General features: G+C 67.1%; 16 protein-coding genes. 6 read left to right on the forward strand and 10 right to left on the reverse strand.

The genetic code is table 11. The annotated features are described in order from the left end of the window. Nucleotides 1-13: 13 nt before the first annotated feature. Entirely contained in the window at nt 14-1,243 is a 1,230-nt protein-coding gene (locus C7455_RS16910; RefSeq protein ID WP_245904386.1) for a LysR family transcriptional regulator, read from the reverse strand. Then, on the reverse strand, nt 1,240-2,112 hold the full coding sequence (locus C7455_RS16915; protein ID WP_109670243.1) for an NAD(P)-dependent oxidoreductase: 873 nt from the start codon (nt 2,110-2,112) through the stop codon (nt 1,240-1,242). The genes C7455_RS16910 and C7455_RS16915 overlap by 4 nt, the downstream gene beginning before the upstream one ends. Nucleotides 2,113-2,283: 171 nt before the next feature. On the opposite strand from C7455_RS16915, the gene C7455_RS16920 reads away from it, so the two are divergent. The 3 genes from C7455_RS16920 to C7455_RS16930 are packed head-to-tail and all read left to right on the forward strand — an operon-like array spanning nt 2,284 to nt 4,753. Beyond that, nucleotides 2,284-3,015: a PIG-L deacetylase family protein gene (locus C7455_RS16920; RefSeq protein WP_109670329.1), complete on the forward strand. Its 732-nt coding sequence runs from the start codon at nt 2,284-2,286 to the stop codon at nt 3,013-3,015. A 12-nt stretch (nt 3,016-3,027) separates the two neighbouring features. Beyond that, the gene (locus C7455_RS16925) at nt 3,028-3,699 is read left to right on the forward strand and encodes a 4-carboxy-4-hydroxy-2-oxoadipate aldolase/oxaloacetate decarboxylase (protein ID WP_109670245.1); all 672 of its coding nucleotides are present in this window, start codon (nt 3,028-3,030) and stop codon (nt 3,697-3,699) included. Continuing rightward, nucleotides 3,692-4,753, forward strand: coding sequence for a 4-oxalomesaconate tautomerase (locus C7455_RS16930; RefSeq protein WP_109670246.1), 1,062 nt, complete (start codon nt 3,692-3,694; stop codon nt 4,751-4,753). The genes C7455_RS16925 and C7455_RS16930 overlap by 8 nt, the downstream gene beginning before the upstream one ends. Here C7455_RS16930 and C7455_RS16935 read toward each other — a convergent pair. Then, a complete protein-coding gene (locus C7455_RS16935) occupies nt 4,743-5,495 on the reverse strand; it encodes a sulfite exporter TauE/SafE family protein (protein ID WP_109670248.1) in 753 nt (250 codons plus the stop codon). The two genes, C7455_RS16930 and C7455_RS16935, sit on opposite strands and share 11 nt — an antisense overlap. Before the next feature lie 35 nt (nt 5,496-5,530). Between C7455_RS16935 and C7455_RS16940 the strand changes: the two genes are divergently transcribed. Then, the gene (locus C7455_RS16940; RefSeq protein WP_109670250.1) at nt 5,531-5,857 is read left to right on the forward strand and encodes an RraA family protein; all 327 of its coding nucleotides are present in this window, start codon (nt 5,531-5,533) and stop codon (nt 5,855-5,857) included. Between the two features lie 8 nt (nt 5,858-5,865). Here the strand turns inward: C7455_RS16940 and C7455_RS16945 are convergent, their stop codons facing one another. From C7455_RS16945 to C7455_RS16970, 6 genes are all read right to left on the reverse strand, one after another. Next, entirely contained in the window at nt 5,866-6,837 is a 972-nt protein-coding gene (locus C7455_RS16945; RefSeq protein WP_109670330.1) for a D-2-hydroxyacid dehydrogenase family protein, read from the reverse strand. 87 nt (nt 6,838-6,924) lie between these two features. Further along, nucleotides 6,925-8,592: a thiamine pyrophosphate-binding protein gene (locus C7455_RS16950; RefSeq protein WP_245904387.1), complete on the reverse strand. Its 1,668-nt coding sequence runs from the start codon at nt 8,590-8,592 to the stop codon at nt 6,925-6,927. A gap of 3 nt (nt 8,593-8,595) precedes the next feature. Next, complete coding sequence (locus C7455_RS16955) at nt 8,596-9,687, reverse strand: 4-oxalomesaconate tautomerase (protein ID WP_109670251.1); 1,092 nt, start codon at nt 9,685-9,687, stop codon at nt 8,596-8,598. Further along, complete coding sequence (locus tag C7455_RS16960) at nt 9,684-10,745, reverse strand: isocitrate/isopropylmalate dehydrogenase family protein (RefSeq protein WP_170119123.1); 1,062 nt, start codon at nt 10,743-10,745, stop codon at nt 9,684-9,686. The genes C7455_RS16955 and C7455_RS16960 overlap by 4 nt, the downstream gene beginning before the upstream one ends. Next, nucleotides 10,742-12,757, reverse strand: a complete 2,016-nt coding sequence (locus C7455_RS16965) for a tripartite tricarboxylate transporter permease (RefSeq protein ID WP_109670253.1) — start codon at nt 12,755-12,757, stop codon at nt 10,742-10,744. Before C7455_RS16965 ends, C7455_RS16960 begins: the two co-directional genes overlap by 4 nt. Nucleotides 12,758-12,832: 75 nt before the next feature. After that, a complete protein-coding gene (locus C7455_RS16970) occupies nt 12,833-13,933 on the reverse strand; it encodes a type 2 periplasmic-binding domain-containing protein (protein ID WP_109670255.1) in 1,101 nt (366 codons plus the stop codon). 92 nt (nt 13,934-14,025) lie between these two features. On the opposite strand from C7455_RS16970, the gene C7455_RS16975 reads away from it, so the two are divergent. Then, a complete protein-coding gene (locus C7455_RS16975; protein WP_342767651.1) occupies nt 14,026-14,754 on the forward strand; it encodes a response regulator transcription factor in 729 nt (242 codons plus the stop codon). Further along, on the forward strand, nt 14,751-16,187 hold the full coding sequence (locus C7455_RS16980) for a sensor histidine kinase (RefSeq protein ID WP_109670258.1): 1,437 nt from the start codon (nt 14,751-14,753) through the stop codon (nt 16,185-16,187). Before C7455_RS16975 ends, C7455_RS16980 begins: the two co-directional genes overlap by 4 nt. Nucleotides 16,188-16,193: 6 nt before the next feature. On the opposite strand, the gene C7455_RS16985 is transcribed toward C7455_RS16980, so the two are convergent. After that, complete coding sequence (locus C7455_RS16985) at nt 16,194-17,261, reverse strand: AbrB family transcriptional regulator (protein ID WP_109670259.1); 1,068 nt, start codon at nt 17,259-17,261, stop codon at nt 16,194-16,196. Nucleotides 17,262-17,273: the final 12 nt, after the last annotated feature.

Consider the following 17,273-nt stretch of genomic DNA (forward strand, 5'->3'; position numbering starts at 1 on the left):
GTTGGCCAAAAGCCTAGCCCGCCCCGCACCCCTGCGCCACATCGGAAAAGCGTGGCATCACCCCGCCCCGGCCTTGCGCCCCTCGGTGCGGATCAGATCCAGCATCTGGCGTTGTGCTGCCGTCGGCTCCCAGTCGCTGCGCGTGCTCAGGCCGATGGGCCGCCCCGGCAGATCGACCCGGACATCGAGACGCGCCACGAGATCCTTTCGGATCTCGGCCTCGGCCTGCGCGCCCGAGATACAGCCCAGAAGCCGCCCCTCGTCCAGCATCTCGCGCATCAGCAAGATCGACCCGCTTTCCAGAATACTGACCCGGCGGGGCAACGCCCGCTGCCGCAAAGATACCGTCGAACTGCGCCCGCGCGGGCGTTCCGGGGCGCGGCACCACCCACGGCTCGCGCGCCAGATCGGCGACCGCTATAGCCGTGCGCCCTGCCATCGGATGCGCGCGCCCCGCGATAAAGGCGAGACGGTCGTCGAACAGCCGTTCCTGCACCACATCGCCGATCGGCGCAGGGTCGCGCAGCGCGCCCACGATCACGTCGATGTCGCCCCGCCTCAACGCCGCCAGCAACTCGCCATAGACGCCGTCGATCACGCTGACGGGCTGGCGCGGGCGCGCCTCGCGGAAGCGGGCCAGCGCACGCGGCAAGATCGCAGACCGCGACAAGGGCAGCGCGCCGATGACGATGCGCCCTGCCTCGGCCCCGTCCATCTCGGCCAGATCGGCCTCGGCCTGACCCAGTTCCGCCAGCGCCAGCCGTGCCGCCTGCGCCAGCGCGCGACAGGCCCGCGTCGGGATCAACCCGTAGGCGGTGCGCTCGAACAGCGGGCGGCCGGCCTCATGCTCGACCTGCGCCACGGCGCGGTGAACGCTGGGCTGCCCAACGCCAAGACTGCGCGCGGCAAGGGTGAAATTCTCGGCCTCGCGCACCGCGACAAGCGCTGTGATCTGCGCGCGCGTCACGGTCAGCGGCAGGCGCGGCGACACCTCGGTAAGTGCGGGGTCAAGAAACCCCAGCGCGCGCCGGACCCTGTGGGCCAGCGTCACGCCACGGTCCGTCGCAAAGGCGCCATGGCGCGAGCGCTGGAACAGCGCGCCGCCCGCCCGCGCCTCGAGGTTGGCCATGGCCTGCGTCACCGCCGGTTGCGTCACGCCGCAGGCCTCGGCCGCCAGTGTCAGCGACCTCAGGTCGACGACCGCCAGAAACAGCCGCAGGTGGCGCAGGCTGGCAAGGCTCATAGGCGGGTCAGGATGGCATCCAGCCGGGCGGTCAGGTCATCGCCGCCCGGATCGGCCTTGAGGGCGGCGATCTTGTCCTGCCATTCGGCGGTGGCGGCGGACATCAGCCCGGGCAGGCCCAGATCTTCCACCGTGATGGCGACCTCGCGCAGCTCCGAGGCGCGGCGCGCGCCATGGACCATCATCCGCTCGAGGTTGTAGGCCCCGCGCTTGCGCCAGGCGATATCGGGGTCGGACGCCTCGAGCGAAGCCAGCACCTGCTCTTCGACCCCCGCGCGGCGGGCGGACAGGAAGCATTCGGCGACCAGCGCCTCCAGTCCCTTGATCATGACGGACCGGATCATCTTGATGGAGGAGGCATGCCCGACCTCCGGGCCGGTGACGGTGGGTTTCATGTCGAGGCTGCGCAAGACCTCCGCTGCCGCCTCGGCATGCGGGCCTGCGATGTTCAGCGGCACATGGTGGCGTTTGGGGTAGACCGGCGCCATCACGGCGACATCGACGTAGCGCCCGCCTGCCGCCTCGATCACCTCGGCGGCGCGGCGCTTGGTGGCAGGCGCACAGGAATTGCAGTCGAACCAGAAAACCCCCTTGGGCAGATGCGGCGCGGCGGCTTTGGCCGCAAACAGCGCCTGATCAGCGGTCACGACGGAAAAGACCATCGCGGTTCCCGCCACCGCCTCGGCGGGGCTGGCGCAGCCGCGCACGCCTGTCTGGGCATAGCGTGCGCGCATCATGTCTGCGGCACCGCTCTGTTCCGACTTTATGTCAAAGGCGGCGACGCGCGCAGGGTCGACCAGCGCCCAACCCGACAGGAACGCCCCTGCCGCCTCACCAAATCCGATGAAGGAAATATGGTCATTCGTCATGATCTCTTCCGTCCCGTGTCACGATCCGTTTGCGCATCAAGGCTTGCACGGGCGAAAAGACTTTTCCATCCACAATGCTGGAAAATTATGGATCGGGTAGAAAATTTGAGTTGTGCGCGCAGCATGGCAGATTATCCGGAATGGATCACCCCGCAGAAGGCAACCCGACCCATGAGCACCCCGAAAACCGCATTGATCCTGTCGGCCCATGCTGCCGATTTCGTCTGGCGCTGCGGCGGCGCCATCGCGCTGCATGCCGAAATGGGCTACGAGGTGACAGTGGCCTGCATGTCCTTTGGCGAGCGCGGCGAAAGCGCGAAGCTCTGGAAAGAGGGCAAAAGTCTGGACGAGGTCAAGGCGATCCGCCGGGCCGAGGCCGAGGCCGCAGCCGAGGTGCTGGGGGTCCATCGCCTTGAGTGTTTCGATCTGGGCGATTACCCCTTGGCGTTGGAGCGTGACGACAAGATGAGGCTGGTGGATCTGATCCGCAAGGTGCAGCCTGCCTGGATGATGAGCCACAGCCAGTACGACCCCTACAACACCGACCACATGTACATGACCCAAGTGGCGCTGGAGGCCCGGATGGTGGCCCAAGCCTGGGGTCACAATCCGGGGCAAAAGGTGCTGGGCGCGCCGCAGCTTTACCTCTTCGAGCCGCATCAGACCGAGCAGATGGGCTGGAAGCCCGACACCTTCCTCGACATCACGCCCGTCTGGGAGAAAAAGCGCGCCGCGATGGAGCATATGAACGGGCAGGCGCATCTGTGGGAATTCTACACCCGCGTGGCCCAGCAGCGCGCCAATCACTTCAAGCGCAATTCTGGCGGTCAATCGGGTGGACGCGACTGCAAATATGCCGAAGGGTTCCAGTCGATCTTTCCGCGCACCGTGGATGAGCTTTGAGGGGGTAAGGCCATGAATGTCGTTGTGCAAAACGTGCCGCGCGCAGATCGCGCGATCATCGAAAAGCTTGGCAAGGCGGGCGTTGCCACCGTGCATGAGGCGCAGGGACGGCGCGGCTACCTCGCCTCGTACATGCGGCCGATCTATGCGGGCGCGCAGGTGGCGGGGTCGGCGGTAACCATCAGCGCGCCGCCCGGCGACAACTGGATGCTGCATGTCGCCATCGAACAGCTGCAAGACGGTGACATCCTTGTCCTTGCCCCGACGTCGCCCTGCGACAATGGCTATTTCGGCGATCTTCTGGCGACCGCCGCGATGGCGCGGGGCTGCAAGGGGCTGGTGATCGAAGCGGGCGTGCGCGACGTGCGCGACCTGACCGCGATGGGCTTTCCGGTCTGGTCCAAGGCCGTCAGCGCCGAAGGGACGGTCAAGGAAACGCTGGGGTCGGTCAACGTGCCCATCGTCTGCGCAGGTCAGATCGTGAACGCGGGCGACATCATTCTGGCCGATGACGATGGCGTCTGCGTCGTGCGCCGCGAAGAGGCCGAGACGGTGCTGGCCGCCGCCGAGGCGCGGTTGGCCGCCGAGGAAGCAAAGCGCGAAAAACTGGCCTCTGGCGCGCTTGGCCTCGATCTGTACGGGATGCGCGAACGGCTGGCCGCCAAGGGCCTCAAGTATGTCTGACGGCATCCCCTGCCTGTGGATGCGGGGGGGCACGTCGAAAGGGGCCTATTTCCTCGCCCGCGACCTGCCTGCGGGGCGGGCGGCCATCGATGCGCTGATGCTCAGGATCATGGGCAGCCCGGATGCGCGCCAGATCGACGGGATCGGCGGGGGCGATCCGCTCACGTCCAAGGTGGCGATCCTGTCGCCCGCGACGCGGGACGATGCGGATGTGGATTACCTGTTCCTGCAGGTCTTTGTCGATCAGGCGCTGGTCAGCGACGCGCAGGGCTGCGGCAATATCCTCGCCGGTGTGGGACCAGCCGCCATCGAACGCGGGTTGGTAGCGGCGCAGGACGGCGAGACGGCCGTGCGCATCCACATGGTCAACACCGGCGAGATCGCCACCGCGACGATCCAGACGCCGGGGGGGCGCGTGGATTACACCGGCGAGACCCGCATCGACGGGGTGCCGGGCGGGCATGCGGCCGTGCCGCTGGTCTTCGGCGATGTGGCGGGCTCGATGTGCGGCAGCCTTTTGCCCACGGGTCGTGCGGTTGACGTGATCGACGGCGTCGCCTGCACGCTGATCGACAACGGGATGCCTTGTGTCGTCATGGACGCTGCCGCATTCGGCCTCACGGGCGATGAGGCCCCCGAGGCGCTGGAGAGTGACGCAGCCCTCAAGGCGAGGATCGAGGCGATCCGCCTCAAGGCCGGGCCGATGATGGCCTTGGGCGATGTGGCGACGAAATCGGTGCCCAAGATGACGCTGGTCGCAGCCCCCCGCGCGGGGGGCGCCATCGCCACGCGCAGTTTCATCCCCTTCCGCGTCCATTCCACCATCGGCGTCTTTGCCGCCGTGAGCGTGGCCACCGCATGCGCCCTTCCGGGCAGTCCTGCAGCGCCCTTGGCCGTCATGCCCGACGATGGCCTGTTCCGCGTCGAACACCCCACGGGCGCGGCCGAGGTGCTGCTCGAGATGGGGGCAGACTGGACGGTCCTGCGCGCCGGCGTCGTGCGCACCGCGCGCAAGCTGATGGATGGCCGCGTCTTTCCCGGCCCTAGCCGGTAAGCCCCTGCCAGATCAGGCGCAGCGAGATCAGCACAAGGATCACGTCAAGCGCCAGCTTGAAGCCGCGATCGCTGATCCGGTTCAACACCAGTCGCCCCGCAAGCGTGCCAGCAACCCCCGCCGCGACCAGCGCAAGGATCACTCCGGCCCAGGGCCCAAAGGCAAACCCGAGTAGGCCAAAGACCACGACCTTGAGCGAATGCTGCACGGTCATCAGGGCGGCATGGGTCGCCACATGGTCATGGCGCGGCAGACCCAGGGATTTGGTGTAATTCGCCGTGAACAGGCCCGTCGCCCCGAAAAACATGGTCAGAAAGCTCGACACCACCCCGGTCAGCCATGGCCAGCCCGACAGCCATTTCGGCGGCTTGGCAAAGACCGAATAGATGACAAAGACACCGATCCCGATCTGCACCACATTGGGCGGCAGCTCGACGACCACGGCGCCCCCGATGGCCGTGCCGATCAGGGACCCGATCAGGAAGCCGGGGATCACGGCGGCCCAGCTGATGTTGCGCCAGAGCATGATCGCGCGCCCGCCGTTGGACCCCAGCTGCACCACACCATGCACCGGGATCAGGGCGGCAGGCGGCACAAGGGTTGCCATGACCGCCAGAAGCAGCCCGCCGCCGCCGATGCCCATGGCGACCGTGATAAGCGAGGCGATGAAGCTGAAGACCATCAGCACCCAGAAAGCCACGGTCGAAAGGCCCTCGGGCAAGGTGAAGAGAAGTTCCATCATTATGGGGCCTCCGCGCCCCGCACAGGAGAGTCGGCATGACACCGACCTGCGCTCTGTATGATCATGTCCTCGATCAGACGGGCGTCCTGCCCCCTGCCTTGCAACATTTCGCCGGCAGGGGCGCGTTTTCCGGCCACGCCGCCACGGTCAAGACGCATGAAATGAACACCCGCGTGCGCAAGCTGGCCCATAGCCCCGGCAAGGGGCGGGTGATGGTGGCGGACGGCGGCGGGTCGCTGCGCCGGGCGCTTATGGGGCTGGTGCTGGAGATCGAGGGCGTGCGCGTTGCCCCCGGCGACATGATCGTCGCCGATGCCGGTGGTGGGCTTGTGATCCCGCAGGGCCTGCCCCTGCCCGGCTGACATGCGCCCTACCCCCGCGCCTCGGGGTTGATCATGTGGATGGGCTGGCCGGCCGCATGGGCGTTGATCTGGGCGTAGATCTCGGCGAATTGCAGGTCCAGCTCATCCTCGGTGACAAAGCCGATATGGGGCGTGGCGATCACGTTGGGGTGCAGGACCAGCGGGTCGACCGGCGCGGTCATCGGCTCGCGGTCGAAGACGTCGAGCGCAAGGCGGCCGGGGCGGCCTGCCGCCAGCGCCGCCTCAAGCGCGCCCTGTTCGACAAGGCCCGAGCGCGAGGTGTTGATGAAGCTGGCGGTCGGTTTCATCGCCAAAAGGTCGCCCTTGGTGAGAATGCCCTTGGTCTCGGGCTTGAGCCGGACATGGACCGAAACGAAATCGCTGTCCGCGAAAAACGCCGCGCGGCTGGCGGCCACGGTCTCGCCCGCAGCCAGGGCCTTGGCGCGGCCTGCCTCGGACGCCCACCAGACCACAGTCATGCCAAAGGCGCGGGCATAGCTTGCGACCTGTTTGGCGATGCGGCCATAGCCGTAAAGGCCGAGCGTCCGGCCGCGCAAGGACTGCCCCGGCGCAAGCTGCCATTCCCCCGCCCGAAGCGCCGCCATCTGTTGCGGGATCTGGCGGGCAGAGGCGAGAATGAGCGCAAAGGTCAGTTCGGCCGCGGCGACCGACGGCCCGTCGGCATGCATGTTCGAACACAAGAGCACGCCATTGGCGGTGCAGGCGGGCACATCGACATGGGGATAGACGCTGCGCTGGCTGATGAGCCGCAGGTTCGGCAGGCGGTCCAGCAGCGGCGCGGTAATGGCCGTGCGCTCGCGGAACAGCACCAGCGCCTCAGCGGGCTGGAGCCTTTCGGCAAGCACGGCCACATCGTCGCTGTGGTCGGTCCAGACCGTCACCTCATGCCCGTCAAGCAGTCTAAAGCTCGGCAGGGTCCGCAGCGTGTCGAACCAGTCGTCGAGGATATGGACCTTCATGCCGGGGCGTTCCTTGAAGTGCTGCGGGGCGAGGCCCGCGTCTGGCATACTGTGGTATACCGTGACGAAGTCAAGCGGTCTGAGGGGTTACTCCGCCGCCAGTTCGGGATGCGCGCGGCGGATGACAGGCGAAAACACCCGGTCCGAGATCGGCACGTCCCAGACCGCCGCGCCGCCCGTCGCCGCGAAATCGGCGATGAGCGCGGGCAGCGCCGCCAGATCGGTGATCGTCTCCCCCCCGATGCCGAAACCGCGCGCGATGGCGGCAAGGTCGGTTGGGCCAAAGACGGCGCCTGCATCCGACAGCCCCTCGGCGCGCAGCTTGTGGATCTCGGACCCATAGGCTCGGTCGTTCAGGACAATGATCAAGATGTTGAGGCCATGGCGGCGGATCGTCTCCAGCTCCTGCACATGCATCAGGAAAGAGCCATCGCCATCGAACAGCACCACGGTATCACCGGGCTTTGCAGCGGCCACACCCATGGCGAAGGAGGTGCCATTTCCAATCGCCCCGAACTCCCGGATCGTGAGGAAAGTGTCATGGCGGCGCGACGGCATATGGGCGAAGTAATAGGAGCAATGGCCCGAGGAATTCACCATCTGCCAATGACTTGGCAGGTGCTCTTCAAGTGCCGCCACAACATCGCGCGGGTCGTGCAGGCCGGATTCCTGCGGAAAAACGCTGCCATCGGCGGGGGTGGTGGCGATGCGCTCGGCCAGCTCGGCTGTGCAAAGGGTGGCGGGGCGTTGTGGGACGGCCTTGGTCAATGCCTCGACGCCCAGACGCGCATCGGCGCGCAGATGGGCATGGGAGGCGAGGCGGCCTTGCGAGATGGCCTGCGGGTCGGTGTCGATCTGCAGCACACGCGCCTTGGGCCAGAGTTTCCCGGCATCGGCATTGTGCGAGGCCAGCGAGGAGCCGACGGCGATGACCAGATCGGTCTCGGCAAAGACCGCGCGCGCCACGTCGGAGGAAAAGCCCCCCGCGACGCCAAGGCAATGGGGATGGCCCACGAAAAGTCCGCGCGCGGGCAGCGTGGTGGCAAGGGCCGCATCCAGTTTCGCGGCAAGGGCCAGGCAAGCCTCGGCCGCGCCCGCCTCTGCCGCACCAAGCCCCGCCATCACGACGATGCGCGCTGCACCCGCCACCAGATCGGCGGCGCGTGCCACGTCATCGGGGTTGGGCGGCATGGGCGAGATGCGGGGCAGGATGTCGGTCGAGGGTGCGGGCAGGTCCGCAGGTCCGGTCCACGCGCCATGCTGCAGGTCGAAGGGCACGCCCAGCACCACGGGCTTGCGCGTCATCCGCGCCTCGAGGAAGGCGTCGCGGATCGCGGTCGGCATCCGGTCGGGCCAGTGCAGCGCGCGATAACTCGCCCCCGTCGCGGTGACAAAGGGCGCCTGATCGATGGCCTGATTGTACCAGCCCTTGGACATCGGCGCCTCGCCCGCCAGCACGACCAGCGGGATGTTGGCGCGCACCGCGGCGGGCAGCGCCGTCATCAGCTGCGTCAGGCCGGGGCCGCAGGTGACGGTGGCCAGCCCCACCTCGCCCGTCTTGCGGGCATAGGCCATGGCGGCGGCGACGGCGCAGTGTTCGTGGCGAACGTAGATCATGCGCGTTCCCAAGTCGCCCAGCCGGGTCGCGACATTCATGTTCGCATCGCCCAGAAGCGCGAAACAGGTCCCCGTCCCTTCCTGCGCGATGGCGCGGGCGAGCATGTCAAAGACCATCGGGCCGCTGCCATAGGACATCGTTCAGCCCTCCATCAGATGCGAGGGCACGAAGATCTCGCCCCGCGCGATCATGCGCGCGGTGCGCACGACGCCCGCCGAATGGAACTCGAACGCGTTCCCGTCGCGGGTGAAGGTGACAAGCACCTCCATCACGCCCATCGGATGTTCGATATGGATCATCTCGGGCGAACCCGTGACCGGGGCGGCGATGCCCTCGGCCACGGTGCCCGGCGCGATGGCACAGGCGGCAAGGCATTGCGAGCCGGTGACGGCCAGCGACGGATGCGTATCCCACGGCATAAAGTAGCGGGTGGTGAAATGCGCACCGGGGATGCGGGCGGGCGCGATCAGACCCAGTTTCGGCGTGACGGATTTTGTCACATCGCCCAGCCCCATCAATTCGCCGGCTTTCATGCGGATGGGTTCCATCTTGGCGAACAGCGCCTTGTTCTCGTTCAGCTCGGCCGCCGTCTCGTAGCCCGTGATGCCGAAGTCGGATGCGCGCGCGATCATCATCGGCATGGCGACATCGACGCAGGACACCTCCACCCCGTCGATCACGTCGATCCGGTTGCCGGTGGGGAACATCTTGCCGGTGCGCGATCCGACCACGTCGAGGAAGTTGAGCGCCACGGGCGCCGCCGTGCCCGGCACGCCCGCAATCTCGGTATCGCCCGCATAGGACACCCGGCCACCGGGCGTCTGCACCTGCGCCTCGACCAGTGCGCCGGTGTTGACGGCGCGGATGCGCACGGGCGTGACCTCGCCCGTCACGGGGACCAGCCCCATCTCGATGGCCGCGGGGCCGACGGCCACCAGCATGTTGCCGCAGGTCGGCCCGAAATCGACCATCCGCTCGGTGACGGAGACCTGAGCGAAGAAATAGTCTATATCGGCCAAGGGGTCATCAGACCGCGACAACATCGCCACCTTGGTCGTGACCGCATTGCCGCCGCCGACCCCGTCGATGTTCAGCGGATGGCCCGCGCCCACGGCGGCGATCAGCACCTCGGCCAGACGGTCGCGGTCGGCGGGCAGGTCGGCGCGGTTGAAATAGGGCCCGCGCGAGGTGCCGCCGCGCATGAAGTGAAAGGGGATCGCGGTCTGTGTCATCTGTCTGCCTGTGCGATATGGTCAAGGATGGTGCGGGTCATGGCCCGCGTGCCCGCGGTGCCGCCCAGATCGGGCGTGCGAGTGTGAGGATTTGCCAGCGCCGCGTCGAGTGCTGCCATGATGGTATCGGCGGGGCCGGGATGGCCAAGATGGGCAAGCAGCATCGCCACAGACCCGATCAGCGAGCCGGGATTGGCGCGGTCCTGCCCCGCGATATCGGGGGCCGAACCGTGCTGCGCCTGGGCCACCGCATGGGTGGCGCCATGGTTGAGCGAGGCGGCAAGGCCAAGCCCGCCGGCCAGTTCGGCCGCCAGATCGGACAGGATGTCGCCATACATGTTGGTCGCCACGATCACATCGAAACGGGTCGGGTCGCGCACCAGCAGGGCGGCGGCGCTGTCGACAAGGATTTCCTCGACGGCCACGCCCGGATGATCGGCGGCCACCGCGCGCACGGCCTCTAGGAACAACCCGTCCGACAGGCGCAGCACATTGGCCTTGTGGATCACGGCGACGCGTTTGCGCGGGCGGCGTTCGGCCAGCGCAAAGGCGGATTGCGCGATGGCCGTGCTGTTTTCGCGCGTGATCTTGCGCATGGCGATGGCCAGATCGGGCGTCGGCATCACCTCGCCGGGCCCCATGTGCATGTTGCGGTCGGCGTAGAAGCCTTCGAGGTTCTCGCGCACCACCACCATGTCGACGGCATGACCCGTGGGTGTCGGCACGCCGGGGCGCGACCGCGCGGGGCGGATGTTGGCGTAAAGCTGCAAACTCTTGCGCAACACGCCCGAGGGGTTCAGCCCGCCCTCGGCCACGGGCGGATAAGCGTTGTGCGAAACGGGGCCAAGGATGATGCCCTGCGCTGCCCGTGCCGCAGCCATCACCGCCTCGGGGATGGTGGTGCCGTGCCGGGCAAGTGCCGCAAATCCGATCTCGTGGCGGTCAAGCGCCAGTGTCACGCCATGCGCCGCGCAGGCCGCCACGGCCACCTCTTCGGTGGCCGCGACGATCTCGGGTCCGATCCCGTCCCCGGCGAGGGAAAGGAAGCGCAGGCTCATCTGAGCGGCCAGGGCATGTCGATGACATCTTGCAGCAGGCCGGGCGGGAATTCACGGCCCAGAACCCAGGCGAGGAAGACGATAAAGCTCACCCCCGCCGCCGTGTAGAGGACGGCAGAAAGCCAGGACAGGCCTGCGCGCACCCGGAAGAAAGCCACCATGAAGAGCGACAGCGCGATGATCAGCCCGAACAGGCCCGTCAGCACCAGAAGGCCAAGGAACCACGACAGGGTCCACCACAACCCGTGCGGGGCCGCGCCATCGGTGCCACCCGCCTCGAGGTCGATGAAGAGGTCGTCGGTCTCGGCGCGGCGCATCATCTTGCCCAGCATCGCAAGGCAGGCGATCAGGGTCACGATGCCCACGGTCAGCGGGAACACCTTGTCGCCGAAGCGGTCGATCGTGGCGGCATCCGCGACAGAGATCGCCACATAGGCCGTGATCGCCAGCAAGAAGACGAAGGGCGCCCGTTTGCCGCCGGTATAGGTGTCGATGTTCTCCCGGATGTTCTTGGATTGTCTCAGACCGATGATGATCGACAGCACCGTGAGGATCAGGATTGTCACCGTGATCGGCGTCACGATATAGTCGATCCCCGCCTCGAAACTGCGGCGGAACCGGGCGGATGCGATCTGGGTCGCCATGTTGGTGAACTGCTCGGCCTGATGGGACAGAACAAAGCCGATCAGGAAGGCAGGGCGCGAGAAATCGAACCGGCGCAGCAAGATGCCGATGATGCCGATGCCCACCAGCGCGACCAGATCGCCCAGCGACTGCCGCGACTGGAAGGCGGCAAACGCGATCATCATGAACAAGAAGGGCGCCATCAGCGTGAAGCGGATGGTGGTGAGTTTCGCGATCTGCCCCGACAAGAGCACGCAAAGCCCCGCGCCGAGCACGTTGGCCAGCGCCAGCGACCAGACGATGGTGTAGGTGATGTCTAGGTCTTGCCGGATCATCGCGGGCCCGGGCGACATGCCCAAAAGCGCCAGACCGCCAAGGAACACCGCCATCGACCCCGAACCGGGGATGCCGAAGATCAGCGTCGGCACGAGGCCCCCGCCCTCCTTGGCATTGTTGGAGCTTTCGGGCGCGATCACGCCGCGGATGTCGCCCTGACCGAACTGGTCGCGGTTCTTGGCCGATTGCACGGCATAGCCATAGGCGATCCAGTCCACCACCGACCCGCCAAGGCCGGGGATGATGCCGACGGTCACGCCGATGGCCGCGCATTTCGTCGACAGCCACTTGTTGCGCCACCAATCGCGCAGACCATCGGTCCAACCGCGACCGAGCCCGCCGGAACTGGAGATCGAGCTGTCCTGCCGGAGGAGCGAAATAACCTCGGGGATGGCGTAGATGCCAAGGCCCACGATCACCAGTTGGAAGCCTTCGACAAGATAGGGAATGTCATAGGTCGACATGCGCAGCGACCCGCCCGCGGGCGCCGATCCGATGGTGCCCGCCAGCAGGCCGATGCCGCAGGCGATGACGCCCTTCATCGGCACACGGCCGGCCAGAATGGCAACCATCGACATGCCGAGGATGGTGATCATCATCATCTCGGGCAGCCCGAAGGCAAGGATCAGCGGGCGCGCGACAAAGATGATGCAGGTCAGGACGGCAGCACCCAGTAGTCCGCCGTAAAGCGACGAGATGAAGGCTGCGGCCAGTGCGCGGCCCGCCTCGCCCTTGCGGGCCAGCGGAAAGCCGTCAAGCACGGTCGCCTGGCTGGCCGACGAACCGGGAATGCCCAGAAGAACCGAAGAAAACGTGTCCGAGGTCGGGATCACCGCGATCAGGCCGACCATCAGGGCCAGTCCCGACACCGGTTCCATGCCGAACATGAAGGGCAGCACCAGCGACAGGCCCGCGATGCCGCCAAGGCCCGGCAGCACGCCGATGGACAAGCCCAGCAAAACGCCCGCCATCAGGTACATCAGTTGGGTGGGCTGGAATACGAGCGTCAGGGCCTCGCCGAGAGCCGGCAAGGCAATGGTCAGGATGTCCATGGGCGTCTCCCCCGGGGGCCGTCAGGAAAGCGCCCCCTGCACGCAGCGCGCAGGGGGCCGTGGATGTGCCGCGGGTTATTCCAGCGTCACGCCGTAATCTTCGCGCAGCCAATCGAGGACGTACTGGCGCGCCTCATCGGACACCGTGATCGCCGCTTCGTGCGCCACAAGCGCCGCCGGGCCGATCATCTGGGGATAGACACCCAGTTCGGCCGCCGAGATTTCGGCGAAATCGGGACGCGCAAGGATTCCGGCCATCGCCGCCTCATACATCGCAACCACCTCGGGGGATGCGGTGCCGGGCAGGTAGACCAGCTTTTGCGCCGCGAAACCCGACACGAAGAAGGCACTCCATGCTTCCCAGGCCACGCCTTCGGTCTCGCAGCCTTCGGTCGCGTCGCAGATTTCGGCAAAGGTCGGGATGTCGGGGAAGGTCGGATCACGCACGACATTGCCGTCGTTGTCCAAAATGCCCCAGGTCATGACCGGAACGGCCAGACCCTGATCCACCAGCGGCTGGACGTTGCGGATGTAGGCCGACGATGTCTGATAGTCGATATTGGCCTCGCCCCGCTCGAACATCAGGCGACCGTCACCGCGGCCCTCGATGCCGAACACCGGCTCGACCTGAAGGCCCAGCATGCGGAAGGCCAGAAGCGGCACCAGATCGAGCGTCGTGGCGCCCTGGCTGCCGAAGATGAAGAATTCGTCTTGCAGGTCATCCATGTCGCCGTCGAAGCGCGCACCCAGATCGGCGGGCAGGTAGACGACGCCGCCGGTTCCCGAGGCCAGAACCGGGGTCCAGTCGCGGTATTCGTAGCGCACGCGCGGGTCGCGCAGTAGATAGGGGAACTGGGTCGAGCCCGAGGTGCCGAACACCAGCGTGCCGTTGTCGGTGGTCTGCTCGGCAAACCAGTTGGCCCCCGCGGTCGAGCCCGCACCCGGGCGGTAGCGCACGACGACGGTGGGGTTGCCTTCGAGCGCCTGGCTCATAAGCGGTGCGAAGAAGTTGGCCCAGGTCGCCGAGCCGCCCGATTCCGAAAAGGGGATCACGAAGTCGACGGTGGCACCCGACAGGTCAGCGCGCGCCATCTGCGGCGCGCCTGCGGTCATCGCAAGCACGGATACGGCAACAAGGCCCAGCGCCTTGCGGCGCGTGGTCGAAAGATTGATCATGTCGTCCTCCCAAAGTGACCGCAGGCTCCCCCCCGCGGTCGGTTGTGCAAGATGTCATCGCACCTTGATGCGGGGGTGATGACCTGCGAACCTTGCGCGAAGCTGTCGTGGGTCGGGAAAACTTCAGGAAGGGTGGCCCGGTGCGGATCGTTCTGGTCGAGGACAATGAGGCGTTGGCCAAGGGCATCTCCTATCGCCTGCAAGATCTCGGGCACGGGGTCGATCACCTTGCGCGTGGCGACGAGGCCGAACCGTTCTTGCGCCAAGAGGCCTGGGACCTGCTGATCCTCGACATCAACCTGCCCGGCATGGACGGCCTGACCCTCCTGCGCGGCTTGCGCGGGCGCGACGACGAGCGGCCGGTGCTGATCCTGACCGCGCAATCGGAGACGGAGCAGCGCGTGAAGGGTCTGGACGCGGGCGCCGATGACTACCTCGTGAAACCCTTCGAGATGGACGAGCTGGTGGCGCGGGTGCGCGCGATTTCACGGCGCAGTCCCCGCCCGATCCGGCGCATCCTGAGCCTTGGCGCGGTGCAGCTTGATTGTGACGCGCGGCAGGTCACCATCGGGGCCGACCCCGTCGCCCTGCCCCGACGCGAAGTCAGCTTGCTGGAAAAGCTGCTGAGCGCCCAAGGGCGTTCGGTGTCCAAGCAAGACATCCTCGACCATCTCTACGGCACCGGCTCGGACGTCGAGGAAGCGGCCGTCGAGGTTCATATCTCGCGCCTGCGCAAGCGGCTGAAACCCCATGGACTGTCGATCCGCGTGCAGCGCGGCATCGGCTACAGCCTGACAGATGGCGAAAGGGGGGCGGCATGAGGGCCTCGACCTCGCTCAGGCTGCGGCTGACGGTCATCATCTTGCTTCCGTTGCTCGTGATCGCGCTGGCGGTGGGGTTCTGGCAGGTGCGCGACGCCCGCGTGCAGGCGGCGGGTATCTTCGACCGTAGCCTTCTGACCGTGGCGCTGGCGGTCAAGGGCGACGTGGCGCGCTCGAACGGCAACGCGGTGTCGCTGGAAACCCGTGACCTGCTGGCCGATACCTCGGGCGGTCCGGTGTTCTACCATGTCCATGCGCCCAACGGCTATTACGTCACGGGGTTTGCCACGCCGCCGGTGCGGCTCAACCCGGACCCGGACGCGGGCGACAGCCCCTACTCCTACTACAATTCCACCTATTACGGCGAAGAGGTCCGCGCGCTGCGCCTGCGCGACGTGACCACGGTGGACGGCATCACCGGCACCTTCACCATCACGGTCTGGCAACAGGTCGAGGTGCGCGACGCGCTGATGCGCGATCTGGCCGGGCGGGCCTTTGTGGTCATGGCAGTGCTGATCGGAACCGTGGCCTTCGTGGTCTGGTTCGGCGTGCTGCGCGGTCTGCGCCCCTTGCTGGATCTGGAAGATGCGATCTCGCAGCGCTCCTCGGACGACCTTTCCCCGATCCGCCGCCCGGTTCCGCCCGAGATCCGCGGCCTCGTCAAGCGGCTGAACCTTTTGTTCGGGCAGGTCGAGGCGTCGATGGCGCGGCAGGCAAGCTTTATCTCGAATGCGGCGCATCAGTTGCGCAACCCGATCGCGGGCGTTCTGGCGATGGCCGAGGCCGTGCGCTCGGCCCCGACGGATCGCGCCGCGCGCGACCGGGCGGGCGAATTGCTGGTCTCGGCCCGCGACCTCAAGGATCTGGCCAACAAGCTTTTGACGCTGGAGCGCGCAAGCCATGCAGGCGAGCGCCGCGAGCCGCTGGAACTGGGCGAGGCGCTGGAGGATGTGGTCGACCGCTACCGCGCCGCCGCCCGTGCGCGCGGCGTAGCACTGACCATCGCGCTGCCCGATGACGAGATCTGCGTCTCGGCCGATCCGGTGATGCTGCGCGAGGCCTTGGGCAACCTGATCGACAATGCACTGAAACACGGTGGGCCGGACCTCGGGCGGATCGCCGTATCACTGGCCGCCGAGACCGACCGTGCCCTGATCCGCGTCACCGATGACGGCCGCGGCGTGGCCGCCAAGGATGTCGAGACGGTGCTGGCGCGCTTCGGTCAGGCAGGGCCGTCCGAGGGCAGCGGTCTGGGCCTGTCCATCGCCGAGACGGTGGCGCTGTCGCATGGCGGCGGTGTCGCGCTGGACCGGTCCGAGGGCGGTGGACTGTCGGTCTCGGTCAGCCTGCCCTTGCCGACGGGGACCGCGCCCCCCCTGCCCCGCGCGCCACGTCCGATGCCCCTGCCATCGCGGGCGGCCCCTGCCGAATAGCGCGCCTCAGGCGTCGGGATCGCCGCGCGGCTTTGCGGTCACGCCAAAGATCCGGGCCGCGATGGGCGCGCCGGTGATGACGAACAAGATGCGGGTGAGGTGGTGGACGACGATGAAGCCCAGATCCGCACCCGCGACGATGGCCAGAACCGTCATTTCCGCCTGTCCGCCGGGGGCGAAGGACAAGAAGCCTTCGACCGGGCCCGCCAGCCCCGCCAGCACCACGATCTCTGTGAAAATCGCGGCCAGCGCGGCAAGGATCAGAACGAACAAGAGCCCCGCCGCCACGTCTCGGCGCAGTTCGTGCCATGTGACGCCGACATACCCCACGCCGATGCCGATCCCGATCAGGAATTGCGCCAGCAAGATGGCCTCGGCAGGCGGGCGCACATGTATCAGGTCCGACAGGCTGAGGATGGCGGTCACGATCATCGGCCCAAGGATCGAAGCCCCGAAGAGCCCGATCCGCTCGCCCCCCTTCCAGCCGACCAGCGCCGCCGCCACCATCAGCGCCAGTTCCGCCAGCGGCAGTTCCGCCGCCGGCTGGCCGATGGGTATGTCGAGCGTCTGGCCGAAGCCATAGACCAGTATTGCGGGGGCAATCGTCACGATGATCAGCACACGCGTGGCATGGATCAGTGACAGGGCGCGCACATCCGCCCCCGCCTCCTGCCCGAAGATCACCATGTCCTGCAGACCGCCGGGCATCGCCGCATACCACGAGGTCGGCCAGTCGAAGCCATAAACCTTGCGGAAAAACGGCACGCCTATGGCTGCGATGACCACGACGTAGATCGGAACCAAGGCCACCGAGATTGCCATCTGTGGCAATTGCCCGATCAGCGCGGGCGTGATCGATGCACCCACTGCCACGCCCAGAATGGTGCGCGCGCCGACCGAGACCTGCCCCATCCCCTTGAGCCGGACGCCCGCCAGTGCGGCGATCAGGCAGGCGGTCATCGGCCCGAAGAGAAACGGCAGCGGCAGGCCCAGCACCCAAAACACCGCCAGCCCCCCGAAGGCCAGCGCCAGTGTCCGGGCACGGTCGGTGGCGGCGGGGGAAAGCTTGGCCATGGGACGTCTCCT

The sequence above is a fragment of the Roseicyclus mahoneyensis genome, from assembly GCF_003148775.1.
Taxonomy (GTDB): Bacteria; Pseudomonadota; Alphaproteobacteria; order Rhodobacterales; family Rhodobacteraceae; genus Roseicyclus; species Roseicyclus mahoneyensis.

Bases quoted from the DNA above. Each gene is read 5' to 3' on its own strand.
- C7455_RS16965 (WP_109670253.1), bottom strand. From the start codon at position 12,757: ATGGACATCCTGACCATTGCCTTGCCGGCTCTCGGCGAGGCCCTGACG.
- C7455_RS16970 (WP_109670255.1), bottom strand. From the start codon at position 13,933: ATGATCAATCTTTCGACCACGCGCCGCAAGGCGCTGGGCCTTGTTGCC.
- C7455_RS16950 (WP_245904387.1), bottom strand. From the start codon at position 8,592: ATGTCCTATGGCAGCGGCCCGATGGTCTTTGACATGCTCGCCCGCGCC.
- C7455_RS16940 (WP_109670250.1), top strand. From the start codon at position 5,531: ATGACACCGACCTGCGCTCTGTATGATCATGTCCTCGATCAGACGGGC.
- C7455_RS16925 (WP_109670245.1), top strand. From the start codon at position 3,028: ATGAATGTCGTTGTGCAAAACGTGCCGCGCGCAGATCGCGCGATCATC.
- C7455_RS16920 (WP_109670329.1), top strand. From the start codon at position 2,284: ATGAGCACCCCGAAAACCGCATTGATCCTGTCGGCCCATGCTGCCGAT.
- C7455_RS16935 (WP_109670248.1), bottom strand. From the start codon at position 5,495: ATGATGGAACTTCTCTTCACCTTGCCCGAGGGCCTTTCGACCGTGGCT.
- C7455_RS16930 (WP_109670246.1), top strand. From the start codon at position 3,692: ATGTCTGACGGCATCCCCTGCCTGTGGATGCGGGGGGGCACGTCGAAA.
- C7455_RS16985 (WP_109670259.1), bottom strand. From the start codon at position 17,261: ATGGCCAAGCTTTCCCCCGCCGCCACCGACCGTGCCCGGACACTGGCG.
- C7455_RS16955 (WP_109670251.1), bottom strand. From the start codon at position 9,687: ATGACACAGACCGCGATCCCCTTTCACTTCATGCGCGGCGGCACCTCG.
- C7455_RS16910 (WP_245904386.1), bottom strand. From the start codon at position 1,243: ATGAGCCTTGCCAGCCTGCGCCACCTGCGGCTGTTTCTGGCGGTCGTC.
- C7455_RS16945 (WP_109670330.1), bottom strand. From the start codon at position 6,837: ATGAAGGTCCATATCCTCGACGACTGGTTCGACACGCTGCGGACCCTG.
- C7455_RS16980 (WP_109670258.1), top strand. From the start codon at position 14,751: ATGAGGGCCTCGACCTCGCTCAGGCTGCGGCTGACGGTCATCATCTTG.
- C7455_RS16960 (WP_170119123.1), bottom strand. From the start codon at position 10,745: ATGAGCCTGCGCTTCCTTTCCCTCGCCGGGGACGGGATCGGACCCGAG.
- C7455_RS16915 (WP_109670243.1), bottom strand. From the start codon at position 2,112: ATGACGAATGACCATATTTCCTTCATCGGATTTGGTGAGGCGGCAGGG.